The 26756-nt window shown below is 41.2% G+C and carries 28 protein-coding genes; 24 read left to right on the plus strand and 4 right to left on the minus strand.

Going from position 1 to position 26756, the window contains the following annotated elements:
- Window positions 1–175 precede the first annotated feature (175 nt).
- The 3 genes from glf (at window position 176) to IGI67_RS21145 (ending at window position 2854) form a co-directional block, all read left to right on the plus strand.
- Complete coding sequence (gene glf, locus IGI67_RS21135) at window positions 176–1285, plus strand: UDP-galactopyranose mutase (protein WP_429959161.1); 1110 nt, start codon at window positions 176–178, stop codon at window positions 1283–1285.
- Window positions 1286–1773: 488 nt separating this feature from the next.
- Entirely contained in the window at window positions 1774–2238 is a 465-nt protein-coding gene (locus tag IGI67_RS21140; RefSeq protein ID WP_429959162.1) for a cysteine hydrolase family protein, read from the plus strand.
- 16 nt (window positions 2239–2254) lie between these two features.
- Window positions 2255–2854 carry a short chain dehydrogenase gene (locus tag IGI67_RS21145; protein ID WP_207107281.1) on the plus strand — a complete coding sequence of 200 codons (600 nt, stop codon included), beginning with the start codon at window positions 2255–2257 and terminating at the stop codon, window positions 2852–2854.
- A 100-nt stretch (window positions 2855–2954) separates the two neighbouring features.
- On the opposite strand, the gene IGI67_RS21150 is transcribed toward IGI67_RS21145, so the two are convergent.
- On the minus strand, window positions 2955–3875 hold the full coding sequence (locus IGI67_RS21150) for a sugar-binding transcriptional regulator (protein ID WP_429959163.1): 921 nt from the start codon (window positions 3873–3875) through the stop codon (window positions 2955–2957).
- A 155-nt stretch (window positions 3876–4030) separates the two neighbouring features.
- Between IGI67_RS21150 and IGI67_RS21155 the strand changes: the two genes are divergently transcribed.
- The 10 genes from IGI67_RS21155 (at window position 4031) to IGI67_RS21200 (ending at window position 12331) form a co-directional block, all read left to right on the plus strand.
- Window positions 4031–4867 (plus strand): class II fructose-bisphosphate aldolase, encoded by an 837-nt coding sequence (locus IGI67_RS21155; protein WP_429959164.1) that lies wholly within the window; start codon window positions 4031–4033, stop codon window positions 4865–4867.
- 15 nt (window positions 4868–4882) lie between these two features.
- Entirely contained in the window at window positions 4883–5578 is a 696-nt protein-coding gene (locus IGI67_RS21160) for a triose-phosphate isomerase (RefSeq protein WP_429959165.1), read from the plus strand.
- Between the two features lie 5 nt (window positions 5579–5583).
- Window positions 5584–6102 carry a YjbQ family protein gene (locus IGI67_RS21165; RefSeq protein WP_207107285.1) on the plus strand — a complete coding sequence of 173 codons (519 nt, stop codon included), beginning with the start codon at window positions 5584–5586 and terminating at the stop codon, window positions 6100–6102.
- Window positions 6103–6372: 270 nt separating this feature from the next.
- Entirely contained in the window at window positions 6373–7419 is a 1047-nt protein-coding gene (locus tag IGI67_RS21170) for a hypothetical protein (RefSeq protein ID WP_429959166.1), read from the plus strand.
- 236 nt (window positions 7420–7655) lie between these two features.
- Entirely contained in the window at window positions 7656–8570 is a 915-nt protein-coding gene (locus IGI67_RS21175) for an AraC family transcriptional regulator (protein ID WP_429959167.1), read from the plus strand.
- Window positions 8563–9516: a glycosyltransferase family 2 protein gene (locus tag IGI67_RS21180; protein ID WP_429959168.1), complete on the plus strand. Its 954-nt coding sequence runs from the start codon at window positions 8563–8565 to the stop codon at window positions 9514–9516. Before IGI67_RS21175 ends, IGI67_RS21180 begins: the two co-directional genes overlap by 8 nt.
- The gene (locus IGI67_RS21185) at window positions 9509–10303 is read left to right on the plus strand and encodes a Cof-type HAD-IIB family hydrolase (RefSeq protein ID WP_429959169.1); all 795 of its coding nucleotides are present in this window, start codon (window positions 9509–9511) and stop codon (window positions 10301–10303) included. The genes IGI67_RS21180 and IGI67_RS21185 overlap by 8 nt, the downstream gene beginning before the upstream one ends.
- A gap of 222 nt (window positions 10304–10525) precedes the next feature.
- Entirely contained in the window at window positions 10526–11188 is a 663-nt protein-coding gene (locus IGI67_RS21190) for a hypothetical protein (RefSeq protein ID WP_207107288.1), read from the plus strand.
- 35 nt (window positions 11189–11223) lie between these two features.
- Window positions 11224–11907, plus strand: coding sequence for a TetR/AcrR family transcriptional regulator (locus tag IGI67_RS21195; protein WP_207107289.1), 684 nt, complete (start codon window positions 11224–11226; stop codon window positions 11905–11907).
- Window positions 11908–11920: 13 nt separating this feature from the next.
- Window positions 11921–12331, plus strand: coding sequence for an ester cyclase (locus tag IGI67_RS21200; protein WP_429959170.1), 411 nt, complete (start codon window positions 11921–11923; stop codon window positions 12329–12331).
- Between the two features lie 115 nt (window positions 12332–12446).
- Here IGI67_RS21200 and IGI67_RS21205 read toward each other — a convergent pair whose 3' ends face one another.
- Complete coding sequence (locus IGI67_RS21205) at window positions 12447–13190, minus strand: epoxyqueuosine reductase QueH (RefSeq protein WP_429959171.1); 744 nt, start codon at window positions 13188–13190, stop codon at window positions 12447–12449.
- Between the two features lie 309 nt (window positions 13191–13499).
- Here IGI67_RS21205 and IGI67_RS21210 point away from each other — a divergent pair, with 309 nt between their 5' ends.
- The 8 genes from IGI67_RS21210 to IGI67_RS21245 all read left to right on the plus strand — a co-directional run bounded on the left by IGI67_RS21210 (window position 13500) and on the right by IGI67_RS21245 (window position 20655).
- Complete coding sequence (locus tag IGI67_RS21210) at window positions 13500–14231, plus strand: GntR family transcriptional regulator, LSA1692 subfamily (RefSeq protein WP_207107292.1); 732 nt, start codon at window positions 13500–13502, stop codon at window positions 14229–14231.
- Between the two features lie 35 nt (window positions 14232–14266).
- Window positions 14267–15568, plus strand: a complete 1302-nt coding sequence (locus IGI67_RS21215; RefSeq protein WP_207107293.1) for a M20 family metallopeptidase — start codon at window positions 14267–14269, stop codon at window positions 15566–15568.
- A gap of 205 nt (window positions 15569–15773) precedes the next feature.
- Window positions 15774–16292 carry a GNAT family N-acetyltransferase gene (locus IGI67_RS21220; protein ID WP_207107294.1) on the plus strand — a complete coding sequence of 173 codons (519 nt, stop codon included), beginning with the start codon at window positions 15774–15776 and terminating at the stop codon, window positions 16290–16292.
- Window positions 16293–16681: 389 nt separating this feature from the next.
- Window positions 16682–17635 (plus strand): N(4)-(beta-N-acetylglucosaminyl)-L-asparaginase, encoded by a 954-nt coding sequence (locus tag IGI67_RS21225; protein ID WP_207107295.1) that lies wholly within the window; start codon window positions 16682–16684, stop codon window positions 17633–17635.
- 20 nt (window positions 17636–17655) lie between these two features.
- On the plus strand, window positions 17656–17985 hold the full coding sequence (locus IGI67_RS21230) for a PTS sugar transporter subunit IIB (RefSeq protein ID WP_429959172.1): 330 nt from the start codon (window positions 17656–17658) through the stop codon (window positions 17983–17985).
- A 26-nt stretch (window positions 17986–18011) separates the two neighbouring features.
- Window positions 18012–19367: a PTS cellobiose transporter subunit IIC gene (celB, locus tag IGI67_RS21235; protein ID WP_429959173.1), complete on the plus strand. Its 1356-nt coding sequence runs from the start codon at window positions 18012–18014 to the stop codon at window positions 19365–19367.
- Window positions 19368–19421: 54 nt separating this feature from the next.
- Window positions 19422–19745, plus strand: coding sequence for a PTS lactose/cellobiose transporter subunit IIA (locus IGI67_RS21240; protein WP_429959174.1), 324 nt, complete (start codon window positions 19422–19424; stop codon window positions 19743–19745).
- Between the two features lie 106 nt (window positions 19746–19851).
- On the plus strand, window positions 19852–20655 hold the full coding sequence (locus IGI67_RS21245) for an N-formylglutamate amidohydrolase (RefSeq protein WP_429959175.1): 804 nt from the start codon (window positions 19852–19854) through the stop codon (window positions 20653–20655).
- A gap of 114 nt (window positions 20656–20769) precedes the next feature.
- Here the strand turns inward: IGI67_RS21245 and IGI67_RS21250 are convergent, their stop codons facing one another.
- On the minus strand, window positions 20770–21312 hold the full coding sequence (locus tag IGI67_RS21250) for a helix-turn-helix domain-containing protein (RefSeq protein WP_207107301.1): 543 nt from the start codon (window positions 21310–21312) through the stop codon (window positions 20770–20772).
- A 176-nt stretch (window positions 21313–21488) separates the two neighbouring features.
- Here IGI67_RS21250 and IGI67_RS21255 point away from each other — a divergent pair, with 176 nt between their 5' ends.
- From IGI67_RS21255 to IGI67_RS21265, 3 genes are all read left to right on the plus strand, one after another.
- Window positions 21489–22268 (plus strand): glycyl-radical enzyme activating protein, encoded by a 780-nt coding sequence (locus tag IGI67_RS21255; protein ID WP_429959176.1) that lies wholly within the window; start codon window positions 21489–21491, stop codon window positions 22266–22268.
- 134 nt (window positions 22269–22402) lie between these two features.
- Window positions 22403–24805 carry a trans-4-hydroxy-L-proline dehydratase gene (gene hypD / locus IGI67_RS21260; RefSeq protein ID WP_429959177.1) on the plus strand — a complete coding sequence of 801 codons (2403 nt, stop codon included), beginning with the start codon at window positions 22403–22405 and terminating at the stop codon, window positions 24803–24805.
- Between the two features lie 221 nt (window positions 24806–25026).
- On the plus strand, window positions 25027–25683 hold the full coding sequence (locus tag IGI67_RS21265; RefSeq protein WP_429959178.1) for a GntR family transcriptional regulator: 657 nt from the start codon (window positions 25027–25029) through the stop codon (window positions 25681–25683).
- Window positions 25684–25859: 176 nt separating this feature from the next.
- On the opposite strand, the gene IGI67_RS21270 is transcribed toward IGI67_RS21265, so the two are convergent.
- Window positions 25860–26741 (minus strand): IS3 family transposase, encoded by an 882-nt coding sequence (locus IGI67_RS21270; RefSeq protein ID WP_429956747.1) that lies wholly within the window; start codon window positions 26739–26741, stop codon window positions 25860–25862.
- Between the last annotated feature and the right edge of the window lie 15 nt (window positions 26742–26756).

Below are 26756 nucleotides of genomic sequence, written 5' to 3' on the forward strand. Positions count from 1 at the left end.
TTTGACGTGTTGGATTAAGTATCTCATAGTTCATTTCATTGGATTTATAACGTCTCAATATTGGGAAAAAAATATTTTGATACATGAAATAGCTTATTATGAAATATGGAGATTTTTTTAGTTTAGTGTAAGTCAGATAATAGTGGCACGATACTATGTAAGGGAGAAAACGCAAATGACAACCTATTTAATCGTAGGCAGTGGCTTATTTGGTTCGGTTTTCGCTGATCAAATGGCTAAGAACGGTCATAGGGTAACTGTTCTTGAAAAACGAAATCATATCGCGGGAAATATCTACACAGAGGAAGTCAATGGTATTCAGGTGCATAAATATGGCGCCCATATTTTTCATACATCAAATAAAAAAATTTGGGATTATATAAACCAATTTGCAACTTTCAATCGATTTACAAATACTCCTATGGCCTTTAGTAAAGGGAGGCTATACAATCTACCCTTTAATATGCACACTTTCCATTCTTTATGGGGTGTAAAAACGCCCGAAGAAGCGAAAGCAAAAATTGCTGAACAAACCAATGACTATAGGGAGCGTAATCCGAATAATTTAGAGGAACAGGCCCTTTCACTTGTTGGGAAAGATATTTATGAGGCCTTAATAAAAGAATATACGGAGAAACAATGGGGAAAGCCTTGTACGGAGCTTCCCGCTTTTATCATCAAAAGGTTACCGATTCGGTTTACCTTCGATAACAATTATTTTAACGATCTCTATCAGGGAATTCCTATTGGGGGATACACGCAAATTGTTGAGAAGATGTTGGCTCATCCCAATATTGAAATAGAGCTCATGACCGATTTTTTGGGCAATAAAAAGGAATGGTTGGAAAAATTTGATCGAGTGGTTTACACGGGGATGATTGATGAGTTTTACGACTATTGCTTTGGTGAACTGGAATATCGTTCGCTAGACTTTGTACATGAACAGTTGCCGTATGGAAACTATCAAGGAAATGCTGTAGTCAATTATATCGATAAAGACATTCCCTATACGCGAATTATTGAGCATAAGCATTTTGAATCTGGCAATCAACCACAAACAATAATTACGAAGGAATACCCAAAAGAGTGGCAAAAAGGGGAGGAACCATTTTATCCTGTGAATGACCAGAAAAATCAAAAAATCTATGATAAATACATGTCACTAGCTAAAAATGAGCCTCAAGTAGTTTTTGGCGGTCGCTTGGGAATGTATCGTTATTTCGATATGCACCAGGTGATTAAAGAAGCGTTGAATTTGTCTAGTAAGATGTTGAGTTCAACGTAGTTACCACTATCAAATGAGCGTTCTCTGTGTCACCTATTTTCGTCAATGCGTTCCTAAAGATAGCTTAAAAAAACTAAGAACGGACATCGAGCTGTTCTTAGCTAAAAATAGTAGTGATAAATTCTGAAAACATTTCGAATGGGACGTAGGCAAATGAAAGGATCCTTTAATTAACGCCAGCGATCTTATCTAAAATTAACTGAAAAAAGCATCGAGTATAGTGTTTCCTCCTTTACGAAATTATGCCAAAAGAAAGAGAATTAACAATACTGTCAGTCATTTTTATCAAAGAATGACGTTCGTTCAAGTTGATGTGTACAAGTAGAGTACTGGCTCCAAACAGCAGATAGAATGATTTTCAATTGGTTGAGTATCAATGACGATTTCAGTTTAATCACTGACATCCAGGCCAAAATCAAGCTGATTTTTTGCTGAAAGCCTTTTTCAATTGCTTTATAATAGGGGATAGAAAGAAGGGGGGAAAGGTCATGCAAACAGCGTTGTTGGTAGTGGATATACAAACTGGAACGTTAGCGCCGCTAATCGGTAAGGAAGCCTTTTTAAAGCATGTGAATGAATTGATTGATCATTTTCATAAAGAAAACCTGCCAGTGGTTTTTATTAAGAAGGTCGGATATGGAGAGCTTTCAAAGAGTCTGCATCGCAAGGCGAATGATCCGGTAGTCACAAAGGTTCAGATGAATTCCTTCAAAGCTCCAGAATTTCAGTCAGTGGTGACCGAGCATTCGTTAGGAAATTTTGTAGTAGTTGGATTAATGAGTAATGCCTGTGTTCAAAGCACCTGCAAAGGGGCCTTGGCTGAGAATTTTCCGGTAACGTTGATTGAAGATGCCCATGATTCGCTAATCAAGCCGATGCGAAATAGTTGGAATAAGAAACTAAAAGCGCTGGGCGTCACCACCATGACGACCAAAGAATATTTAGAAAAATAAAAGGGAGCGAATGATTGTGCGCATTTTAATTGTTGGCGGTAAAGGAACGATTGGTCAAGCAATCGTTGAGAAGTTGAAGGATGCTCACGAGCTGATTTTAGCAGGCAGGACGAGCGGTGATGTACAGGTAGATCTGACCTCGACGGACAGCATCGAAACGATGTTCAAAAAGGTCGGACATGTCGATGCGATTGTCAATGCATCGGGAGCCGCAAAATTTCAATTAGTAGAAGAAATGACACCAGAGGACAATATGGTGGCGGTACAAAGCAAGCTGCTGGGACAGATCAATTTGGCCTTGATCGGCCAAAAGTATTTGCGGCGTGATGGCAGTATCACATTGACTACAGGGATCATGAAAGACGATCCCATTCCTGGAGGTGCCTCTGCGGCGATGGCAAACGGCGGTGTTTCAGCCTTTGTAAAGTCGGCCGCTATTGATTTTACTCAGGGCATTCGCATCAACTGTGTCAGTCCGAATGTTTTGGTGGAATCCTATGATAAGTACCAGGATTCCTTTAAGGGCTTTGTCCCCGTGCCGGCAGAGCGTGTCGCAATGGCCTATGTAAAAAGTGTCGAAGGAAAACAAACAGGACAGGAATATCAAGTTTATTAAAAAGAAAGCTTTAGGATTTTGATGGCCCCATACAGGGAACGCGATCATTGATCCTGAAGCTTTCTTTTTGATTTATTGCAGCTAAATTCGTGATTTCACCCTATAAATGCTCAGCGATTTCTTCGTCTATTACTAAATCGGTAATGAAGCCCATAGCTAATAGCGTTTGGATACTTTCAGCTTTTTCAACTCCCGTAGCAACGATCATAACACGGGGAATTTTTTTGATAGCCGCCAATTCAATCCCAAGCAGGCGTTGTGAGAAGCCCTTGGTGAGGGGCGTTCCATCTGCCGTGAAGATCGTACTTCCGATATCTCCGATCGCTTTTTCCTGTTTAAGCAGCTGCGCCTCTTCGTTAGAAATGTACTTCAATTTTTTATAGGTTGAAGAACGGATAGGGTCGCTGACACCAAGAATAGCTAGGTCCACGTTTTCTCCCTCCTCGATAATTTCTTTGATCAGGCTGGTTTGCATCAGGGTCTCTTTGACATCCAAGCTGTCAGTGATTGCTGGAGCATAGAAATAGGACACATCGCATTGATATTTTTCAGACAACATAAAGGCTAGATGATTAGAGTGGATGCGGACCTCTGAAAGACCGATCCCACCAATGAGGGGAGTGATTTTCAACTGATCCAGCGTTAATAGGTTAGCCTGCTGGACGTACTCATAAAGGGTAGACCCCCAACCGATCCCTAATTTTTTGATATCTTTAAGAAGCGGTTCAACAAGGTCGGCACAAAGCTTTCCAGCGGCGGCCTTCAAGTTTTTCTGTGTTTTTGCGACGATTTTAACATTAGCCAATTGGTATTTTTCAATCAATTTTTCCTGTAGCCTCAATAAACGCAGCTCGTTGTGTTGAATCGTGATTTTTACCACGCCTTTTTCTTTTGCTTCATGAAGCAATGAGGCGACGGTTGGACGAGAAATCCCCAGTTTTTTTGCGATCTCGCTTTGTGTTGCTTCTTCTTCATAATATAAAAGGGCGGCCTTTACCATTAAATCCTCTCTATCCAGCATGTTTTTCTCCTTAATCGCCGATGTAACAAATGTTCTATCGGAAAATTTTTTATATCATATGATATGCCTTGATTTCGTTGACTTTCAACTTTAATCATACTACAATTTTTACAAAAGTAAATACAGTTTTACAATTGTAAAAAGGAGATGTTTTTTTGTTAGTTAACTCAAAGGTCATGCTGCAAAAAGCCCGAAAAGAAAAGTACGCGGTTCCTGCTACAAATTTTATTGATTTAGATTCTGCACGCACGTTTGTCAATGTGGCAGAAAAATTAAATAAGCCGTTGATGCTGCCGTTTGCTCAGGCGCATAAGGAGCTGATTTCATTAGAGGAGGCGGCCTTGATTGGGAAATATTTAGCGGAAAAGGTCTCTGTCCCAATTGTTTTACATTTGGATCATGGAGAAGATGTTGCATTTATCAAAAGAGCAATCGACTTAGGATTCACCTCTGTGATGATTGACGCTTCGAAGGAAACGCTGGAAGACAACATTAAAATCACAAAAGAAGTAGTGGCCTATGCTCATCAAAAAGACGTGACGGTGGAGGCCGAGTTAGGGCATGTCGGTGCTGGCACAAACTACGAAAACCATGAAACAACCGATTCGATTTATACGGAGGTTGAGGATGTTCAAACATTCGTATCGACTACGAATGTTGATTCGTTAGCGATTTCAATTGGAACCGCTCACGGTGCGTATAAAGGAACTCCTGTTTTGAACTTTGACCGTTTAAGAGAAATACGTGAAACAACAGAGATTCCATTGGTTCTTCATGGCGGCTCTTCCTCTGGAAATGAAAATTTGAATCGCTGTGCGCTTAATGGCATCGCGAAAATCAATATTTTTACTGATTTTCTGAATGCTGCTTATAAACGTAATATGGAAGAAAGTCCCAAGGATTATCTGGAAATGAAACGCTTGGCTAACGATGCGATGGCGAATACTTTGGAAGCGTGCTACAAGACTTTCGCTACTAAAAGTGTTGATTAAAAAGGGGGAAAGCACATGTCGACTAAAATAAATCGTCCATTTTTTGTATTTAATCCAAAGTCCTATTTGTATGGAGAAGAGCTGCTAGCCTTGGCTAAACGAGCAGACGAATTAGCCTTAAAATATCCGGAATGTTCCATATTAGTGACAGTTCCTTATGCGGATATTGCAGCGGTAAAGAATGCGACGGAGCAGATTATTGTGACCGCACAGCACATGGATGGCATCAAACCGGGTCGCGGTATCGGTCATGTATTGCCTGAATCGATCTATCATGCAGGAGCGCGAGCAGTCTTTTTGAACCATGCGGAACGACCATTGACAGTCAGTGATTTGTCTCAAGCGTTGAAGCGAGCAAAAGAGCTGGGTATCCAGACCATCGTTTGTGCGGACTCGATTGCTGAAGCGCAAGCGGTGGCTATAATGGGAGCGGATGTTATTTTATGTGAACCAACGGAACTGATTGGTACAGGACAAACAAGTGACAGCGCGTATATCCAACAGACCAATCAAGCAATCAAGGAGATTGACGAAACCATTCTGGTGATGCAGGCAGCTGGGATCAGCACAGCAGAAGATGTTTACCGTACGATTGAACTAGGCGCTGATGGTACCGGCTGCACGAGCGGCATAACAAATGCTGAATCACCATTAGAGATGTTAACTGAAATGGTGGAGGCTTTAGTAAAAGCATATAAGGAAAGAGGCTAAATAATATGAATGTCAAACATGAGCAGCTGTCCCTAGAGACGCAGGCGGGGAAAGTAACCTATTTGGATATTACACTGCAATTGAGAAAAGCGATAAAAAATTCTGGTATTCAGGATGGGATGTGCGCAATTACGACACCGCATACCACCTGTTCAGTAATTTTTGAGGAATATGTTCACGATAAGGATTGGAAGGGGGACGAATTTCTGCAGGTAGATCAAAACCGAATTTTGGATCGCTTGGTGCCGCGACAGTACACGGAATCTGATTACCTGTATCCCGGTCCGGCCCATGTGGAATTTTTGAAGGATTTAGCCGCAAAAGATCCAAATTATCTGCCGGATCCGGTCTCTATCTTGAATGCGGATGCGCATATTAAGGGGTCACTGTTTGGCGCGAGTGAAACAGTGATCATTAAAGAGGGAGAGCCCTTGATCGGTTCTGTCGGTTATCTGTATTTTGTCGATTGGGATCAAAATCGCGAGCGCACTCGCACATGCAATTTGATGATCATGGGACAATAAGAAAAGAAGTGCATCTGAGTGAAATTCTTTCACTTTAGATCGCACTTTTTTTGCTTGTTTGAGGCACTTATATAAATGGTCATTAGTTATTTTAAGATTTCCCGATTTAAAAACTTTAAAAGAAATAAAGAAAATGAATGCATAAATAAAAGGTTTTTTATCCTATTTTGATATAAAATATTTATATTTCCTATTTACAAACAAGTTATTTATCGTTATTATATTTTTTATAAAATGAAAACGATTTCTTTTAAAGTGGGGGTATAAAAAATGGATGTAGCAAAATTAGGGCAAAGACAGCTTTTTTTGATGAAATGGGTAAATCTTGAGCGGAGAATCATCAAACGATATGAGCAAACTAAAAGTGTTTCGGAGGTCATTGAGTATCTTGTTGCTATTTTGGTGCGCAGCGCTATCTGCTCGGAAGCGATCTCGGAGAAACTTCAATCGTTGATTCGCGAGTTGTTTTTGACTGCAGAGCCTGATGATACACTGCGTCGTCATTTGCCGTACTTTGAAAAATATTTTAAAAAAAGTGAACGGAAGGCACTCATCAAGCGTCTGTTTAAAAATAGAACAGCTTATTTAGCGGCCACAGAAGAGGCTCGTGGCTATAAAAAGTATTTAGAGCAGGAAGGGACACTGGATAATTGGCAGGAAAACCATGCTTACATCATGGAGTCCTTTTTTTCGGATGCCAATGGCAAACGCCATAAGCTGACTATTCGTGAAGCAGATCCTACGAAGGACGAGGAGATTATTTCAAATAGTTTACAAATCCTGACTACCTTGACTATTTTTGAAGTAGACGGCGTGCGAAAATTCGTCAATTTCTTAAACTATGAAGGCTCTGGAAAAATCATCACTACAAAATATAGCGCTCGGTCGGAAAAAGCTCAGGAGCCAACTCAAGCTGCAGCAAATGAGAAGAAGCCGAGTTCTAGTGAACAAGATAAATCCGTCGCAGGTGAAGCAGGGCGGACGGATACTGGAACTGAATCAACAAAGAGTGTAAAAACAGAGACCCCTTCGGACAAACACGAGAATGAAGGCGATCACTCCACGAAGAAAACGCGCGCAGATTCGGCATCACCCCAAATGATTATCAAGACTGAAAGCAGCAATCCGCGAACTTCTCCGATAAGTACTGTCACTTTGCCGCAAAAAACGGACGAGAAAAAGCCTTTCACTGTTCCGCAAAAAACAGACACCTCCTACATGACCATTGGCCAAAACCTTGATCAGAGTCAAAACGAAGGCGAGCGGTGGCCGTGGCAAAGGACACTTGGAAAGTTTTTAGGAAGAAATAAGAAATAGCCTCTTTGTTTCAGAACAGGTGGTTTATTAAAGGTGCAGCATGATTGAAAAAGACAGACGATCAGGCTTATTCAGTGTGGAGAAAATTAGCTGATCTGGTAAAATCGACAGCCTCCAAAACGCTCTAGCGATTTCTAGAGAAAATATCAATTATAAAAAAATAGTTTCAATATGAATCGATATAGTCTATAATTCAGGTGTATAGTATAAAAATAGTTTCGGATGTGGTGTTTTTTATGTTAGCGAAAAAGCTTTGCCTGGATAATAAGTTGAAGGAATTGATGGTATTTCCAGATAACGCGTTTCCCTTTGGTATTTGGCAGGATGAGTTTAATGAGACAGTCGGCCAAATCTTAAATTATCATTGGCATGAGACGATTGAAATGAATGTGATGCTGAAGGGGAAACTGGATTATCGTTTGAATGACCAGCGCTTTGTTTTAGCTGAAGGCGACAGTATGGTGGTGTATTCAAATAGTCTGCATGGCGCTGCACTGCGGGAAAAAGAGGATTCGGCAGAAATGCTGACAATCGTTTTTTCGGCGGATTTGCTGACAGGCGGCGGAGCAGGAACGATATACCAGAAATATTTTCAAACGTTGAGTAATCAAGGCTTCTTGGGAAAACAGCTTAAGGGTGACAGTGAAATAGGGCGGGAGATGTCCGGGTTATTGGTAAGTTTAGCCGAGATCGAGGAAAACGTCGGCTATGAATTACGGGTGCTTTCTCAGCTTAGCTTGATCTGGGAAAAGCTTTTCAAGTATTTACTGGAGCAGGAAAAAGCGCCGTTAGAGAAGCGCCCTGAAAAATATGAGCGAGAAATCAAAGCGGTGATGAGCTATATCCAAAAAAATTATCAGGAACGCCTTACGATCCAGACGCTCTGTGAGCAGACTGAGATCAGTCGTTCGGAATGTTTTCGGATCTTTGCCCGCTTCACTCAAAAGAAGCCGATGGAATATATCAATGACTATCGTCTATCAATGGCTGTCGCGTTGATGCTGAATACTCAGTGGACAGTAGAACGGATTGCTCAAGAATGCGGCTTTAAAAATGCCAGCTATTTTGGGAAAATGTTTAAGGAACGCTTCAATCAAACACCTAAGAGCTATCGAATAGACCGAAGAAAAGAGGAGGAATCAATTGGATAAAATTGCAGTACTGATCCCTTGCTATAATGAGGCACAAACAATACAAGCAGTGATAGATGATTTTAAAAAGGAATTACCGGAAGGCACGATCTATGTATATGACAATAATTCTACTGATGATACCTACGCGATTGCTAAAGCATCAGGAGTGAAGGTCAAAAAGGAAAGTCGACAGGGAAAGGGAAATGTCGTCCGAACAATGTTTCGCGAAATCGAGGCGGAATGCTATTTACTAGTGGACGGTGATGACACTTATCCGGCTAAGAATGCCAGAAATTTATGTCGTGAGGTGCTGGAGAATGGGGCAGATATGGTGACGGGAGATCGTTTGTCTTCAACCTATTTCTCGGAGAATAAGCGTCCCTTCCATAATTCTGGCAATGTCGTTGTTCGTCATTTGATCAATTACTTCTTCAACGGCACGATCAAAGATATATTGACCGGCTATCGTGCATTGAGTCCGTTATTTGCTAAAAGTATGCCCGTTTTAAGCAAAGGCTTCGAAATCGAGACCGAAATGAACATCCATGCGCTGGATAAAAATTTTGTGATCAAAAATGTTGAGGTAGATTATCGCGATCGTCCAGAAGGCAGTGATTCAAAATTGAATACGGTTTCTGATGGGCTGCGCGTGATCAAGACGATTTTTCAACTGTTCAAGGATTATCGTCCGCTACTATTTTTTAGTGTGCTGGCTGGGCTTTTGACGGTGTTGGCCATTATTTTGGGAGTTCCCGTCTTTTTAGAGTATTTGCAGACAGGTTTGGTTGAACGGATGCCGACACTTATCACATCAGGCTTTTTAATGCTGGCGGCGTTACTGAATTTATCCTGCGGGTTCATTTTGGATACAGAAAATAAAAAAGCGCGGCAAAATTTTGAGCTGCAATTGAATGTTTTACAGCAATTGCTCAATAGAGCGGTAGAGGAGGAGACGAATGATTAAAGCAGTTGCGGTGGATATGGACGGCACATTTTTGAATGGGGCCAATACTTATGAACATGAGCGGTTCGATCGTTTGTTTGCTCAGATGCAGGAAAGGGGCATTCAGTTTATTGTTGCCAGCGGTAATCAATACTATCAATTGAAGTCTTTCTTTCCTGGTAAGGAGGAGCAAATTACTTTCGTTTCGGATAATGGCGCGCTGATTTTTAAGGAGCAAAAGCTGGCACGAGAGCATCATTTTTCTAGTGAATTGGTCAATAAAATTATTTCGTTTCTAGTAGAAAAAAGCAATGATCTGGATTTTGTAGCCTGCGGAATCAAATCCTCCTATATGTTGAAAAGTGCCAACGAAGGGTTCAAAAAATTTGCCAGGATTTACAGCTATGAAATGGAGGAAGTGGACAGCTTCGAAACCTTGCCGGAGGACCCGATTGTAAAGTTCGCCTTAGATGTCGCGGTGGAAAAAACCGCAGAGATTGCAGAGCGGCTCAATCAGGCTTTTGAGGGATCTATTACCGCGGTTACCAGCGGACATGGCAGTATTGATATTATTATTCCAGGAATCACAAAAGGAAATGCGATTAAATGGCTGTTAGACGAATGGGAAATTGAGCCAAACGAGTTGGTTGCTTTTGGTGATGCAAATAATGATTTGGAAATGCTGGCTCTGACTGAGCAAAGCTATGCCATGAAGGAGTGCAGTCCGGAGGTATTAGCGACTGCGAAAAAGCAAGCTCCCTCGAATAATGAATCCGGTGTCTTGCAGGTGCTGGAAAAATTATTGTAATAATGAAAAAAGCGATAAAGCGGGAAAACAGGAAAAACTGTTTTCCCACTTTTTTTGTCTAGCAAAGTGGTCTTTGCCTACAGGTTGAACTCTTGCAGGCAACATGCTAATATATAAAAACGACAACGGTGTCGTTTTTATATATTGAAAAATTAATAACAGTAACACTTGGATGTGAAGAAGCGGTTTCGATTACTGATCAAATCGTAAAGGAGTGAAAAAATGAGTCATTCATACAATGAAATCAAGCAGGTCGCATTACAACTGATAAAGGCAGAAAAAATTCGTGGCTTGTTCTATTTTGCCGGGGGAATTGTTCCTTACTTATTAGCTGATAGTGAGTCGGATCGTGAACATGGGGATATTGACGTCGTCGTTGAAAAAAGTGATATGCCAATGATTAGAGAATATCTAAAGGAACAGAAGGTTTATCAAAAAGCAACAGATTCCATGTTTATCCCGTTTAATCGGAAGCAGCTGGATTTTGGTTTAGTGGTCCAGATAAATGAAATCCCCGTTAACTTTTCGCCGTTTACACTTTATGGGGGTGAGATGCGCCAAAGAAATTTTTCCCTTGAGGAAGCGGGACAAGCTTTGCTGGTAGAGGCTTTACTTAGGGATGTCGAGAGTGAGGTATTTTTCAGCACGAATGTACTGGAAAAGAAGCAAATCATAAAATCCTACTCTTTGGAGACTGTTAAAGCAGCAAAGAAGCAGTCTAATAGATGGAAGGATCAAATCGACATAAGGCAAATTGACAGTATGGGTGTTAACTCCCAAAAATATGCCCGATTAGCAAAAGCCTTCAACATGATGAGCCTAGAAATGATCAGTGCCGATACGTATGACGAACTGCTTGCTGCAGGCGACGACATCAAGGAATGATGCTTCTCAACTGGGAAATATTGAAAGGAAAATTTATGCCGAAAGTAAAAGAAGAGTATTTTGAAAAGAAGCGAAACGATATATTGGATGCTGCATTAGCTGTCTGTATGAGGAAGGCGGTTTACGAGGTCAGCATGTCGGATATCGTCAAGGAAATGAAGGCCAGCCGCGGCGGGATATACAAGTATTTCGAGAACATAGATGAGGTACTTATCGCACTAGTTAACCGAGAGGGCAGCAGGTTTGAAGGAAATGACGTTTCGAGGATCGAACAGATTCTTCAAGCTCAAAAGAAGCCTGAGCAGGTGCTTGTTGATCTATTTGATTATTCAACAGAACGGGTACTGGCTGCCTTCAATGTTTATGGGAAAATTTTCTTGGACATGGATATCCCGTTAGCCAATGATCCAGAAAGAAGTCAAGCGTTTCATTCAAGAATCGAGGAAAATGCGAGATTTGTCTATTTAAGCGGTCATATTTTTACATTTATTACTGAGAAAACGCGGGAAGGCTACTTTCACCCGCTTCTTCCGTTGTCAGAAATCACTAGTTTTATCATTGCCTCCTTTGACGGGATTGTCGGAGATGTCCTTTATTCAAATTATTATTCATTTAAGGAAGGCACACCTGATTACGAGTTTAACGGGGAAAAGCTTATCGCAGCATTGTGTAAAAGTGTCATTTTACTTCTTAACGGAGATCATACCGTTTTAGCATAGTGGAGGGATAGGAATGAACAAAAAAGAAATCATTAAGTATTTTTACGAGGTTGTTGTATCAAAGAACCTGCTTGATCAAGTGGCGGACTATATTTCGCCGGAGTGTACGGTCAGGGCAGGGGAGGCGATTATTCCGCTAGGTATTGAAGGGATGAAGGAGCATCTTATTGATGTAAAAAAAACCTATCCCGACTATACAATGAATATCATCCGTCAGTTTGAGGATCACGACTATATTATTTCGGAATTTATTATGGAAGGGACTCATAAGGGGGATTGGTTAGGAATGAAAGCGACAAATAAGAAGCTTTCATTTACAGGTGTGGATATCGACAAGGTTGTAGATGGAAAAATCGTTGAGCATGGTGGAGCAGTGAATACCTTTGAAACTCTTTTCCAAGAAAACATAATCAAGCCTTCTTAAAGATTTGAGGCACACAGCGACAGATGTCGAAACACGGGAAACCAGAAGCATAAGTACACTAATAAGTTATGAATTTGCCTAAAAAAGATCGATAGATTCGCTCTATCGATCTTTTTTAGGCTTCAGTTGTTTGGGCTTGATGTTCCTTTACATAGGCTTTGGCTTCTTTGTTGATTGTTTTTAGATCACAGCCCTGCTGCTTCGCGGCGAAAACACAGCCGCAGTAGCATTGACGATAAACATCGTATTCTTTACACAGTTCAATCGAACGCTGGTAGCCAGAATTTTTCTTGAAATCACTCGGTAAGTAGTGAGTATTGTAAATTTTTTGAATATCCATACCGATTTGATTGATCAATTGGCTATTTTTTTTCGGAGAGATCGTCAACGCGCTGCCGAAATAGTCGTATCCGCGCTCCACTGCTTCTTTCGCTGCTAAATCCAAGCGCATATTAAAGCAAGCTGTACACCGCTGGCCGCCTTCAGGCTCCTCCGTCAGCTCTTTTTGCTGCATCAATTGAATGAACTCATTTGGCTTATAGTCATCGATGATCAGGTTCACTTGATTTCCTGTCGCTGCGTTAAAGTCGTTGATGAACTTTTCTTGGACCAAGACACGCCGCTGATACTCACTTTTGGGATGAATATTGGAATTTGAAAAGAAGATTGTTACATCCGCGTGCTGAGTCAGAAATTCCAGAGTGTAGGTACTGCAGGGAGCACAACAGGAATGAATCAAAATCCGCGGGCGGACAGCTTCCTTTTCCCACGATTGAATCATTTTATGCAGCACACGATCATAATTTATTTTTTGGTTGCTCATTTTTTCAACGATTTCCGTTGCATCTATTGTATTCATAAAATCACCTGAAGGTATTATAAGCGAAAGAAGATCATAAAGAAAGCTGTGGAAGACGTTCTGATAGATTAGAGCACACTATTTTGAAAGTAAAAAAAGTCTGAGAATGATTGAATTTCTTATTCTAGGGATATAGTATATACTTTACGGTATATACCGTAAAAATAATCTAGCCAAGTCAATGAAGAATCAGTATAGTGAAATTGAAAAGTTTTTCAGTTTGAAAGAGAAACATAAAAATGACTACTTGTTTCACTTGTTGGTTCAATCCACCACTGGAACAATAAAGGAAAAAAATAAGGAGAAAATATGGAAGAAAAAAAGACGACAAAAGCCAAGTTTGATCAAGTTTCCGCCGAAATCGAAAAGCGTATCCATGAAGGTATCTATGTCAGTTCGCAAAAATTGCCCTCCGAGTATGATCTAGCCAAAGAATTTGACTGCAGCCGCTTAACGGTTCGAAAGGCCATCGATGATTTGATCAATAAAAACATTTTGGTCAAACGCCGCGGCAAGGGCAGCTATGTGATGTCGCAGCCAAAAATCCAAAGCGGTCGTTCAGGCTTGCAAGGGTTTACTGAAGCCGCGAAGGCCTACGGAAAAACCAGCAGCACGGAAGTCATCTCGTTTCAAAAGGTCAGCGAGCCCTCGGAGGCCATTTTGGATGCCCTGCAATTAGAAGAAGATCAGCCGATTTATGAGCTGGTTCGGCGGCGGATTTTAGATGATGAGCCGATGACGGTGGAAAAAATCTATCTATCTGAGTATTATGTCAAAGGATTGACCAAAGAAGATTTCAACGGCTCCTTATTCAAATTGCTGGAGCAAAAGACCGAAATTGCCTATTCACATCAAGAGGTAGAGGCCATTTTAGTGAAGCCGGAGCTTTCAAAGCTGCTGGATGTTCCAATGGGGGACCCATTGCTGCAGGTTTATTCAGTGACCTATGCTTTGGACGCGACGCCGATTTTTTATGATATTTCTTATTATCGTTCAGACCGTTATGTGTTCAAGACAACACTTACTCGTTATAACCATTAGAATGTCAAAGCAAAACATAATAAAGGAGTCTTCTCATGTCTGTTGATGTTAGAAAAGTGATTGAAGAGAGCAAGGAACAATTTTATCAGGATCTTGATCAGGTGCTGCAGGTAGAAAGTGTTAAAGGCGAGCCTGAGCAGCATGCCCCCTTTGGTAAAGGCCCCAAAGCAGCATTAGAAGCTGTTATGGCATTGGCTCAGAGCTACGGCTTCAAAACGAAAATTGTAAACGATGCCGTCGGTTATGCCCAATGGGGTGAAGGGGAAGAGTATATCGGTGTTGTAGGGCATTTGGATGTCGTGCCTGCCGGAGATGGCTGGTCTTTCCCACCGTTTAAATTGAGTAAACAGAATCAACGTTTTTATGGCCGAGGGATCTTGGATAATAAAGGCCCGATTCTTGCTTGTTTGTTTGGGCTAAAGCTGCTAAAAGATTTGCAGCTGCCGACTAAAAAAACGATCCGCATCATTTTTGGTACAGATGAAGAAAGCGGCAGTTCGGATATTCCGCTATATCTAAGTGAAGAGAAAGCGCCGCAGTTCGGTTTTACTCCAGATTGTAAATATCCGGTGGTTTATGGGGAACGCGGGATCGTTAATTATGAAATAGAAACGTCTTTTCCTGAAGACATATTGCGTAGTTTAGGTGATTTTGTGGGGGATCAGGCGCGCGATCATGTTCCAGATGAATTGTCTGTCGCAATTGCTGGAAAAAACATTCAAGCAATTGGCAAACGAGCGCCCTCAAATGCACCAGAGCTTGGAAAAAATGCGATTACTTTATTAGCAGAAAAGATTCTTCATGAAAAATTGGTTACTGGACAATTGGCAGAGTATTTCTCATGGATCGTCACCAGTCTGGCAAACCAGCATTATGGAGAAGGCTTAGGAATCGATTTTTCAGATGCAGACAGTGGAAAATTGATGATCACACCCTATCAGCTGATCAAAAAAGATGGGCAGCTATCACTTTCTGTGGCTATTCGATACCCAGTGTCAGTTACTGAGACAGAAGTAACGAAGGAATTGGAAAAGCATTTACCCCTCAACAGCCAATTAAACGTTACTCGTCGGATCAAAAGCAGCCATTTCCCAAAAGAGGATGCCAACGTTCAGCTATTAGCAAAGGTTTATGAAGAGGTGACCGGTTTAGATGGAACACCTGTCACGACGACTGGCGCCACCTATGCGCGATTTGTTCCGAATATCGTCGCGTTCGGCCCATCGTTTCCCGGTCAAAAAGGAATTGCCCACAATCAAGATGAGTACATGGATGAGGAAGACCTGTTGCTAAATATGGAAATTTATATGCGGGCTATGCTGAAGCTAATGGAATGATAGATTAAAAACGAGCGGTTGGATAAAAGAGATGGAATGCTAGTCAGTCTCTCCAGTCGCTCGTTTTCACTGTCCCCAAAGTTTGATTGTCAGATAGCTATGCGCTTTGGGTTGGCGCCTTGACATTCGTTTTAGGCGGGCATACAATTTCTTTAGCAAAGAATGAATGCGTTTTCTAGAATATGTATTCGGAAAGAAGGATAAGATGAGTTTAAATGATGCTGTTGTTTACCGAAATCCGGTGGTGGAAGATGCCGAGGAAATTGTAGCTTTCTATAATCGTGTCGGTGGGGAAACGACCTATTTGAGTTTCACAGAAAATGAGTATCCGCTAGATGTGGATATGCAAAAGGCGAGCATTATCAGTACGGAGCAACAACCGAATTCTGTTATGTTTTTAGCAGTAGCAGACAATCAGATTGTAGGTATTGGGACGATTACATCCAGTCATAAAGTTAAAGCAAGACATTGTGGAGAACTTGGGATTGTCGTTACGGAAAAATTTCAGGGACAAGGTATAGGCAGTGAATTGATCCGACGTCTTTTAGATTGGTCGAAAACAAACGGTATTACTACCAAAATTCAGCTAGATACTAGAAAAGACAATAGCATGGCAGTGGAATTGTATAAAAAATTTGGTTTCCAAATCGAAGGAGAACTGAAGAACACTACATTGATTGACGGTCAATACTATCATTTATATGTAATGGGCTTGATGATATAAGCTTCGATTATTTACAAGAAATGGGTGGAAAAGTAGAAATTCATAGTTATAGATATTTCACTTGATTTTGTTGCTTCATTCTGATAATTTGCCTAAAGAATTGCGGCTCTGCTTGATGAGGGCCGTAGTTTTTTTATTCTCTAAATGTTCTGACGAGTTCCTTGCTGAATGTTGCGGTAAGGCATTCTAAAATAATCTCACAGCTCCCTATTTCCAAAGTGATATTTCCGCTACGGCAGAGTATCGCTTTTTTAGTTTGTTCTCGTTTCGCTTAGAAAACGCTAAAAAAGATAAAAAAATTTCGAATTTAGTATATACAAAACAGTATATACTATTTATAATGAGGTCAGATTTTTAAAATGTAAACGGTAACGGGAAGGAGCACGACGATGGCGTGGGGAGCGATTGCCACCTGGCGTATGGCGCATGATGGTGTAGTAGAAGCACTGCGAATATTAGAAAAGAAAGAGGGAGCTGGCGATGCGGTAGAGACATTGATCAAGACCGTAGAGGATTATCCTTACTATAAATCAGTTGGTTTTGGCGGCTTGCCAAACGCGGAGGGCATCTTGGAAATGGATGCGGCCTTCATGAACGGCGATACATTTGAAATCGGCGCGGTAGCCGGAATCACGGATGTAAAAAATCCCATCTCTGTTGCACGAAAACTGAGTCAAGACAAGTTTAATAGTTTTCGAGTCGGTGAGGGCGCTACTAAGTATTCGATGCTGGAGGGCTTTGAAAGAAAGAGTATGCTGACGAAGCGGGCCCATAAAATTTGGGAGAAACGCTTGAAGGAGATTCAAGAAAATAATTTAAATCCTTACGATGGTCACGATACAGTCGGTGCGATCACATTAGATCAGAGGGGCACGATGACAGCAGGAACATCCAGTTCTGGTTTGTTTATGAAAAAACCAGGTCGTGTTGGCGATTCGCCATTATCTGGATCAGGCTTTTATGTCGATAGTGAGATTGGCGGCGCAGCAGCAACAGGCTTGGGGGAAGATTTGATGAAGGGCTGTCTCTCCTATGAGATTGTTCGCTTGATGGGTGAAGGCATCAAGCCGCAGGCGGCCTGCGACAAAGCCGTTTATGATTTCCACGATAAATTAACGGCACGCTATGGAAAAGCAGGAGCATTCTCATTGATTGCTATGAATACCAAAGGCGAGTGGGGGGTAGCAACAAACGTTGAATTTACCTTCAGTGTCGGAAACGATCTGGAAGCAGCACAAGTCTTCATCGCCAATAGGGGACCAGATCATACCACGGATATTCAGCCGATCACACAAGACTGGCTAGACGCTTATGAAAAACGGATTAAAGCACCGATTGAATAAAACTTAGGAGAGTGGAGTACATGAGTAAAAAACAAATTTATCTATTCTGTGATGCAGGTATGTCGACTAGTATTATGGTCAACAAAATGATGGAAATCGTCAATAAGCATAATATGCCGCTCCAAATCACGGCATTTCCGGTAGCGCGCTCACAAGAAGTGGTTGAAAAAGAAAAACCAGTAGCAATTCTTTTAGGACCGCAAGTCAAATTTTTACTGGAAAAAACGAAAGCACAATTTGCTCCTCAAGGCATTCCAGTCGCTGTGATCGAGCCTGAGATCTATGGCATGATGGATGGCGAAAAAGCGATGAAAGAAGTATTAAAGCTTATCAAAAAAAATAAAAAATAGAATATGATTGATTGGAGGAAAAAAAGATGCAGAAGTTTTTAAACTGGTTGGAAAAAGTTTTGACGCCGTTAGCGAAAGTCATTGGGGAAAACAAGTATTTGATTGCGATCCGTGACGGCTTTTTGATTTCAACGCCATTATTGATTGTTGGCTCGTTTTTCTTATTATTAGCGAATTTTCCGATTCCGAATTGGAGCAATATCATCTCCCCAATTTTAGGAAGCAATTGGGAATCTTTGATGTCAGTGCCTGCATCAGCAAGTTTTGATGTGATGACTATTTTAGCTGTAGTTGGAATTGCCTATAGTTTGGGAAGACAGCTAGAGATTGATGCGATCCAGTCCGGTGCTTTAGCTTTGGTGTCCTTTTTCATTTTGACTCCTTTTTCAACACAATTTACACCTGAAAACAGCACACAGGTTTTTGATGTAACAAGCTTGCCTTTAAAATGGATGGGTTCAAGTGGTTTGTTTTTAGGAATGTTGATTGCTTTGGTCTCTACCAGAATATTTGCCGCAGTGATCCATCGCGGTTGGACGATAAAAATGCCGGAAGGAGTTCCGCCAACCGTAGTTAAATCCTTTGAAGCGTTGATTCCAAGTTTTGTTGTTGTGACAATCATGTTCGTCGTCAACTGGTTAGTCTCATTGACACCAATGGGGAACTTGCAAGATGTAATCTTTAAATTCTTGCAGACACCGTTGTTGAGTTTGGGAAATACATTAGGCGCGATGATTATTGCCTATTTGTTCTTACATTTTTTCTGGTTTTTCGGAATCAACGGTTCAAGTGTGGTTGGAGCAGTGTTTAATCCCGTTTTACGAGCATTATCAGTCGAAAATATGCAAGCCTTTAAGGACGGTCACGAAATTCCCAATATTATTACCGGACAGTTTCAAGATATGTTTGCTACTTTTGGGGGCGGAGGATCTACGTTATCATTGATTATCGTTATGGTTATCTTTTGTAAAAGTCAGCGGGTGAAAAAATTATCTCAGTTGTCATTAGTTCCAAGTATTTTCGGAATCAATGAACCGATAATTTTTGGCCTGCCGATCGTGTTGAACCCTATTATTTTGATTCCCTTTGCACTAGTTCCTACTATTAATATTATTATTTCTTACTTTGCCATGGATTGGGGGATCGTTCCGTATACAAATGGGATTCAATTGCCTTGGACGACACCGCCGATTATTTCGGGCTTCTTAGTAAGTGGCTGGCAGGCTTCTGTGTTGCAGGCATTGCTGATTGTTTTAGGGATGGCGATTTATTATCCATTTATCAAAGTACTGGATGATCAGTATTTGCGGGAAGAAAAAGAAGCAGAAGCACTTGAAGACGACGAAATCGACTTCGACACATTTGATTTTGATGAAATCTAAGCTAGATAAAAAAAGCAAAAAATTTTGGAGGCTTCGAAGGAAGGGACTTTACAAATGAATGATGAACAGCTGCAAGTGGTCATGGGATTAATCATGAATGCTGGCAATGCCAAAAGTGAAGCAGTAGCCGCGTTAGCTGCGGCCAAGAATAATGATTTCACTGAGGCGGAGGAACGAATGAATGCTGCAAATGCCGCATTGGTTGAAGCACACAACACACAAACAGGTATGCTGACTGCTGAAGCGAGTGGTAATAATGCAGAGGTGACATTGTTGATGGTCCATAGTCAGGATCATTTAATGAACGCCATTTCCTATATAGGATTAACTCAAGAACTAATCGATGTATACGAACATTTACATCGATTAGACAAATAATAGCAGCTAAAAACTGGCAAGGATATTTTTCCTTGTCAGTTTTTTATCCGCTAAAAGGCTGGAAGGGGTATAATCAGAGCAAAGTCAAAATGAAAGCAGGTTGCCAATGATACCTTTTACTATCTTTAATGAAGAAAAAAATGATTATCCGATAATTATCAGCCTGCCTCACAGTGGAACGTGGATTCCAGAGGATATGCGAGAAAGCTTACGGCAAGAGGCAGTTTTAGCAAATACCGATTGGTTTTTACCGGAGCTGTATAACTTTTTGGTAGCAAAGGGTTGTACAGTGATTGAAAATCATATCAACCGCTATACTGTCGATCCGAACCGAGAGAGTCGAATGTCTGGGGCGGATTATCAGGATACGGTGGTTTATCAACAAAATACTTTTGGAAACTCATTGTACGAGCAGCCATTATCAAAGCAAACGATCAATCAACGTTTGACTCAATATTATTGGCCGTATCATCAAGCCCTGCAAGCATTGATTGATCAGAAAAAGCAGCATTTTTCACAGGTTTATTTATTTGATTTACATAGCTTTGCGGAATATCCGAATGGCGATGAGACCAAACCAGCTGATTTTGTGATCGGTAATCAAGCAGATCAAACGACCAGTGCTGGATTGCGTGAGTTAGTGACGGGGCTATTAGAAAAAGAAGGGTATAGTGTTTCGAATAATCATCCGTTTAGTGGAGGATTTATTACACGGCACTATGGCCAGCAGGCGGAGGTAGCGGCGTTGCAATTAGAAATTCGCTATAATTGCTACATTGAGCAGCGTTCGTTTGGTGAAGAAGAATTGACAGGCTACGAGCCAAAATTATTTTTCGAGGCACAAGCTAGACTTCAAAGGATTTTTGAAGATTTATTAGCAGTACTTCCAGCAAAGAAACAACATGAATGACTCTAAATGAGTTAGGTTCAGTGGAGCGGTATTACCAGAGAGTGTAGAGGACATGGATCGTTGAAGAATGTGACTCCAATTAAAAAGCGTTCGATCATTTTTGATCGAGCGCTTTTAGTAATCATTCGGATAATGAACAACAATAAATTTTACAACATTACTTGTTTGATTGTCCCAGTTATGATCGATCGTGGAAAAATAGTGTGCCGAATCGCCGGGATAGAGCTGGTAGGTTTTTTCTTCAATCACTAAAGTTAAAATCCCCTCTAGAACATACACAAATTCCTCTCCCTGATGCGGATAAGTAGTCGGCAGCTCACGCTTTTCATGGGGCATGATCTCGATCATCTTTGGCGCGATCCTTTTATCCTGCGGTGTCCGGCTTAATTGTTTGTAGATTATATTGTTTAATTTATGGATTACTGGCTGATCATAGCCGCGAACGATGGGCTCAATCTCAGGCTCCTCTTCAAAAAAGTAGTTGATTCTTACATTAAACAAAGCTGCGATATTTGAAAGGTGTTCGACCGCGATGGTCGTGATGCCTCGTTCAAATTGGGACAAAAAACCCGTAGACAACCCTGTGGCTTCAGAAAGCTGCTTCAGAGTCATTCCCCGTTCATTACGCAGGATTTTCACTTTTTCACCAATATTCATCTGCTTAACTCCTTACATCAATTGATTATTTTAGTATACCTGAAAAAAGACCAAATGCCTAACCGTCATTTAAGTGAATTATTTAGAGAAAATAAAATAAAAAAATTCACCATTATGAATAAAGCGCTTGCAACTACAGCGCGGGGACTTTATAATTAAAGGCGGGAGGGAAGCACGTGAAAAAGCCTACGATTTTTAATATACAGAAGTTTTCGACCCATGATGGGCCAGGGATTCGTACGACGATTTTTTTCAAAGGGTGTCCCATTAGATGTGAATGGTGTCACAATCCAGAAAGTCAGGTATTTGCACCAGAGATTATGTTGAACAAATATGGCAAAGAAGAACTGATTGGAGAAGAATACTCCATCCGCGAGCTGGTGAAAAAGATTCAGGCAGATCAAATTTTCTATGATCAATCAGGCGGAGGCGTTACGTTTTCTGGCGGTGAGGTGATGGCGCAAAACATGGAATATGTGGTAGAGTTGGCTCAAGAATGTCAACGTTTAGGCATCTCGGTTGCCATTGATACCTGCGGGGTCGCGCCGACGGAGAATTATCGCCGAATTCTGCCTTATACGGACTTGTTTTTGTACGATTTAAAGTTCATTGATTCACATAATCATCAGTTATATACCGGAGCCGGCAATCAGCTAGTATTAGAAAATTTACGTTTTTTGTCGGAACAGCAAGCAGAGATTAATTTGCGCTTGATTTTATTGGACGAAATAAACGCGGAAGAAGTAGATGCAGAGGAGATCATCGATTGGCTGGCGAAGGAAAAAATTCATGTGAGTGAAATTTCACTGCTGCCTTATCATGATTTTGGTCGTGACAAATATGAACGATTAAAGCGTGTCTGCACTCAAAATTTTGTCAAACCAGCAGATGAAAAGGTGGAAAGGCTTCAAAAGGTTTACCAAGACGCCGGTTATCAAGTGACGATTGGCGGATAATGCTGCTAAAACAATTGAGAACAAACAAGATGTCAGTCCTATAATGAAGCAAAATTTCTAACTAAATTAGATGACGCGGTTCAGCATTATGTTTTATATAAGAAGGAAATACCTAAATACAAGGAGGAAAAACAATGGCGGAATTAACACTGGAACCAACAAGAAGAGGCAGCACAGAACGGATTAAACGATTGCGGGAAATCAGCGACAAGGAATGTACACCTAGTATTTCGATGGAACGAGCGATCCTGTTGACAGAAGCGTATAAAAAATGGGAAGGCAAAGTTTCTGCTCCAGTATTACGTGGACGTGCCTTCAAGTATATCATGGAAAATCGGACGAACTACATTGAAAAAGGGACGCTAGTTTTAGGAGAAAAGGGAGATAAGCCATGGGCGGCTCCGACATTCCCTGAATTATGCTGCCACACCTTGGAAGATTTCGACAATATGCACAACCGCGAGAAGGTTTTCTTCCGTGTGAGTGAAGAAGACCGTCGTATTCAAGAGGAAGTTATCATCCCTTATTGGCATGACCGTGCCATGATGACACGAATGAATCGCCTGTTGCCAGAAGAGTGGCATTTGTTGTTCGATGCGGGCTTATATACAGAGTTCTTGATGCAGCGCGGACCTGGTCATACGGTTGCGGACGGCAAAATGTATCAAAAAGGGTTCGCTGATTTTAAAGCTGATATCCAGCAGGAAATCGATAACCTAGACTATAACAATGATATGGAAGCGTTGAATAAGCGCGAAGAATTAGAAGGAATGAAGCTGGTCTGCGAAGGAATGATCATTTACGGCAAACGTTACGCGCAGCAATGTCGTGATTTAGCTGAAGCAGAAACAGATCCGCAATGGAAACAGGAGCTGCTGGACTTAGCTGAGGTCTGCGATGTGGTTCCAGAACATGCGCCGCAAACCTTCCGCCAAGCAATCCAGATGTACTGGTTCACTCATATCGGTGTAACCGTGGAGATGAACAACTGGGATGCCTATTCACCAGGAAAATTAGATCAGCATTTAGAACCTTTCTATGAAAAAGACATCGAAGAAGGACGTTTGACCCGCGAAGAAGCTCGTGAGCTATTGGAAAATCTTTGGATTCAATTCAATAATCAGCCAGCACCGCCAAAAGTTGGAATCACCTTGAAAGAAAGTGCAACGTATACCGATTTCTGTAACTTGAACACAGGGGCTTTACGTCCTGACGGTACAAGCGGGGTGAGCGATGTCAGCTATCTGATTTTGGAAGTTATGGATGAAATGAAGCTGCTGCAGCCGAGTTCGAATGTGCAGATTTCTCGTAAGTCGCCTGAAAAATTCCTGCGCGAAGCTTTAAAGGTCTCCCGTAAAGGCTGGGGACAGCCGGCGATGTACAACTCGGAGGCGATTTTAGCAGAGCTGAGTTATCTCGGAAAATCCGTCGATGATGCCAGAGAAAGCGGAATTTGTTCAGGCTGTGTCGAGGTTGGTGTAGCAGGAAAAGAAGCGTATGTACTAACTGGTTATCTCAATATCCCGAAAGTTTTTGAACTGGCGATGAACCGCGGCTATGATCATTACACTGATAAACAGGTCGGGATCGACGTAGGCGATTTCACGAAAATGAAAACCTATGAAGAAATCTTCGAAGCGTTCCATAAAGAGCTGCAATACGTGGTAGATGTGAAGGTTGCAGGAAACAACATGATCGAACGGATGTACATGGAATTCATGCCTGTGCCGCTGCTTTCTGTGATGTCTGATGATTGTATCAAAGTCGGCAAGGATTATAATGCCGGCGGGGCACGTTACAATACTAGCTACATCCAGTGTGTAGGAATTGCGACGATCACCGATTCATTGGCAGCGATCAAGCACAATGTCTTTGAACAAAAAACAATGACGATGCAGGAGCTGCTTGATGCCTGTGAAGCTGATTTTGAAAACTATGACGAAATCTATGATCGCGTGTATAATGAAACACCTAAATACGGAAATGACGATGAATACGCGGATACCCTATTGCGCGATGTAGCTGCTTCATTACAAGATGTCATTGCTGATCGGCCTACACCGAAAGGCTCGAAAACAGTTGTCGAATTCCTGCCAACAACTTGCCACGTATACTTTGGGCAGGTAATGGAGGCGTCGCCAAACGGCCGTCACAAAGGAATTCCATTACCAGATGGTATTTCGCCAGAAAAAGGTGCAGATCGCAACGGTCCAACGGCAGTGATCAAATCGGCATCAAAAATCGATCAAACGAAAACAGGGGGAGCGTTGCTGAATCAGAAGTTCACACCTAGCGTGGTTGCCGGAGAAGCTGGAATTACTAATATGGCATCACTCGTTCGCAGCTATTTTGCCTTGGATGGTCACCATATCCAATTCAATGTGATTAATCGTGAGACATTGCTAAAAGCACAAAAGCATCCGAAGGAATATGAAAATCTGATCGTACGTGTTGCAGGGTATAGCGATTACTTCAATAATCTGGAAAAAGCGTTACAGGATGAAATCATCTCCAGAACCGAGCAAGCTTTCGGCTAAACACATATTTCAATAATGAATAAAAAAACCAGAGAAATTTCTCTGGTTTTTTTATTGTTCATAGATCAAGCATATTACGGAGAAGAGGATTGAGATATTCAAAGCCTGTACCTCAAAAGATTTGGAAAGAAGTTTCTGATATAATTAATTGAATAAATCGAAAGGAGACTGGGCCATTTATGGAAGGTATACATAGATATGAAAAACAGAGCTTAAGCGATATGGTTGTATCATATGTCAAAAATAGAATTTTGGCAGGAACCTTAAAGAGTGGTGATCGACTAATTGAGACAGATATCTCAGAGGAACTTATGATCAGTCGAGCACCAGTAAGAGAAGCAATGCGGATACTGAACCAACAAGGATTGGTTACCTTTTCTCCACGAAAAGGCAACCATGTGATTGAGATGGGGTCAGCTGAAATGATGGAGGTCTTTGAAATTCGAACATCATTAGAAAAACAAACGTTGCATAAAATTTTGAGAAAACAACTACTTAAGGAGGAGGATCTTCGACGATTAACCAAAATAGCTTTAGATATGAAGGATAATGAACAGACATGTCAAACTGAAGAGGACAGAGTCTTTTTATTTAATACACTAGATCTTACCTTCCATAAATATCTTTGGGAGCTATCTGGTAATGTGAGAAGAGCACGTATTTTAGAGAATTTGTACTATCAATTACTCATTGCAATAAACGAAGATATTTCTTCTCAGGAGATCCTTGAAAGAAAATCAGAAGAACACTTAGCGTTCGTTGAAGTTCTAAGTAAAAATGATCTTCCAACAGTTGTTCATGAGTTTTATAACCATATTCGTGCGTATGTTAAGGCCACTTTGCCTACAGAAGAAAAGAATTTCTATTTGGACTGTTAAAAGTAAAATTTTTATGTCCAAGTTCGTAATGTTTTGAATGGTGAGTAAAAAAAGCGAACCGTCCTTTTGGTGGGCACCCCGTCAATAGGACAATGAAATATTTAAAGAGTTTATGAGCTGCTTTTCGGTTAGCGAAAGGCAGCTTTTTTCTATTTGAAGAAGCGTCTAAACAATCATTAAGCTGCTTCGTAGTATTGGTTGTGGTATTCCATCGGTGTTAAGATGTGCAGTTTTCGTTGATAGCGACCATTGTTATAGTAGTCGATATAAGAATCGATCATTGTCATCAATTCGTCGCGACTGATAAATTTTCTGCCGTAATACTGTTCGCGTTTGAGAATCCCCCAAAAGCCTTCCATTGGTCCGTTATCAATACATTTTCCTACTCGAGACATGCTTTGCGTCATTTCTGCTTTAACGATTTTCTTGTAAAAATTCACATGGGTATATTGAAAGCCGCGATCACTATGAAAGAGCGGATGAGCGTCTGGTTCAAGGGCAACTGCTTGATCGAAGGTATCAAAAACAAGGTTCAAGTCATTCGTATCCCGAATCACGTAAGAGACGATACGACGATCATACAAATCTAAAATGGCGCTTAGATAAAGTTTCTTCACTTCAGGTCCCACATAATATTTGAACTCCGTGACATCGGTCAGCCATTTTTGATTCGGCGCTTCAGCAGTAAACTTCCGATCTAGGATATTCTCGGCAACATGATAGGGTTGGTTCGCACGTTTCGTGATACTGTTGGCTGAATGTTTAATCGTTGACTGAATGCCTTCGTGTCGGCAGATCCGCAAGACGCGTTTGTCATTTACATGGATATCATGTTCTCGATTCAGTGTATTATTTATACTGCGATAGCCTTTTTCTGGATGGTCGTCATGAATCGTTCGGATTACTTTGGCTAATTCCATATTTTCCACTGTTCGTTCGCTATACGGATGTTTGATCCAACGAAGATAAGCAGAACGGGTAACCTGTAAAAGTTTACACATTGGGAGAATGGCATAGCCTTTTTCCTCGTGAAGCTCTTTGATTGCTTCGTAAGACACGATTTTTCGGACTTG

The sequence above is a fragment of the Enterococcus sp. AZ196 genome, from assembly GCF_050498845.1.
In the GTDB taxonomy this organism is placed as follows: domain Bacteria; phylum Bacillota; class Bacilli; order Lactobacillales; family Enterococcaceae; genus Enterococcus_A; species Enterococcus_A murrayae.

Bases quoted from the DNA above. Each gene is read 5' to 3' on its own strand.
- glf (WP_429959161.1), top strand. From the start codon at position 176: ATGACAACCTATTTAATCGTAGGCAGTGGCTTATTTGGTTCGGTTTTC.
- IGI67_RS21140 (WP_429959162.1), top strand. From the start codon at position 1,774: ATGCAAACAGCGTTGTTGGTAGTGGATATACAAACTGGAACGTTAGCG.
- IGI67_RS21150 (WP_429959163.1), bottom strand. From the start codon at position 3,875: ATGCTGGATAGAGAGGATTTAATGGTAAAGGCCGCCCTTTTATATTAT.
- IGI67_RS21160 (WP_429959165.1), top strand. From the start codon at position 4,883: ATGTCGACTAAAATAAATCGTCCATTTTTTGTATTTAATCCAAAGTCC.
- IGI67_RS21165 (WP_207107285.1), top strand. From the start codon at position 5,584: ATGAATGTCAAACATGAGCAGCTGTCCCTAGAGACGCAGGCGGGGAAA.
- IGI67_RS21170 (WP_429959166.1), top strand. From the start codon at position 6,373: ATGGATGTAGCAAAATTAGGGCAAAGACAGCTTTTTTTGATGAAATGG.
- IGI67_RS21175 (WP_429959167.1), top strand. From the start codon at position 7,656: ATGTTAGCGAAAAAGCTTTGCCTGGATAATAAGTTGAAGGAATTGATG.
- IGI67_RS21185 (WP_429959169.1), top strand. From the start codon at position 9,509: ATGATTAAAGCAGTTGCGGTGGATATGGACGGCACATTTTTGAATGGG.
- IGI67_RS21190 (WP_207107288.1), top strand. From the start codon at position 10,526: ATGAGTCATTCATACAATGAAATCAAGCAGGTCGCATTACAACTGATA.
- IGI67_RS21195 (WP_207107289.1), top strand. From the start codon at position 11,224: ATGCCGAAAGTAAAAGAAGAGTATTTTGAAAAGAAGCGAAACGATATA.
- IGI67_RS21200 (WP_429959170.1), top strand. From the start codon at position 11,921: ATGAACAAAAAAGAAATCATTAAGTATTTTTACGAGGTTGTTGTATCA.
- IGI67_RS21205 (WP_429959171.1), bottom strand. From the start codon at position 13,190: ATGAATACAATAGATGCAACGGAAATCGTTGAAAAAATGAGCAACCAA.
- IGI67_RS21210 (WP_207107292.1), top strand. From the start codon at position 13,500: ATGGAAGAAAAAAAGACGACAAAAGCCAAGTTTGATCAAGTTTCCGCC.
- IGI67_RS21215 (WP_207107293.1), top strand. From the start codon at position 14,267: ATGTCTGTTGATGTTAGAAAAGTGATTGAAGAGAGCAAGGAACAATTT.
- IGI67_RS21220 (WP_207107294.1), top strand. From the start codon at position 15,774: ATGAGTTTAAATGATGCTGTTGTTTACCGAAATCCGGTGGTGGAAGAT.
- IGI67_RS21225 (WP_207107295.1), top strand. From the start codon at position 16,682: ATGGCGTGGGGAGCGATTGCCACCTGGCGTATGGCGCATGATGGTGTA.
- IGI67_RS21230 (WP_429959172.1), top strand. From the start codon at position 17,656: ATGAGTAAAAAACAAATTTATCTATTCTGTGATGCAGGTATGTCGACT.
- celB (WP_429959173.1), top strand. From the start codon at position 18,012: ATGCAGAAGTTTTTAAACTGGTTGGAAAAAGTTTTGACGCCGTTAGCG.
- IGI67_RS21240 (WP_429959174.1), top strand. From the start codon at position 19,422: ATGAATGATGAACAGCTGCAAGTGGTCATGGGATTAATCATGAATGCT.
- IGI67_RS21245 (WP_429959175.1), top strand. From the start codon at position 19,852: ATGATACCTTTTACTATCTTTAATGAAGAAAAAAATGATTATCCGATA.
- IGI67_RS21250 (WP_207107301.1), bottom strand. From the start codon at position 21,312: ATGAATATTGGTGAAAAAGTGAAAATCCTGCGTAATGAACGGGGAATG.
- hypD (WP_429959177.1), top strand. From the start codon at position 22,403: ATGGCGGAATTAACACTGGAACCAACAAGAAGAGGCAGCACAGAACGG.
- IGI67_RS21265 (WP_429959178.1), top strand. From the start codon at position 25,027: ATGGTTGTATCATATGTCAAAAATAGAATTTTGGCAGGAACCTTAAAG.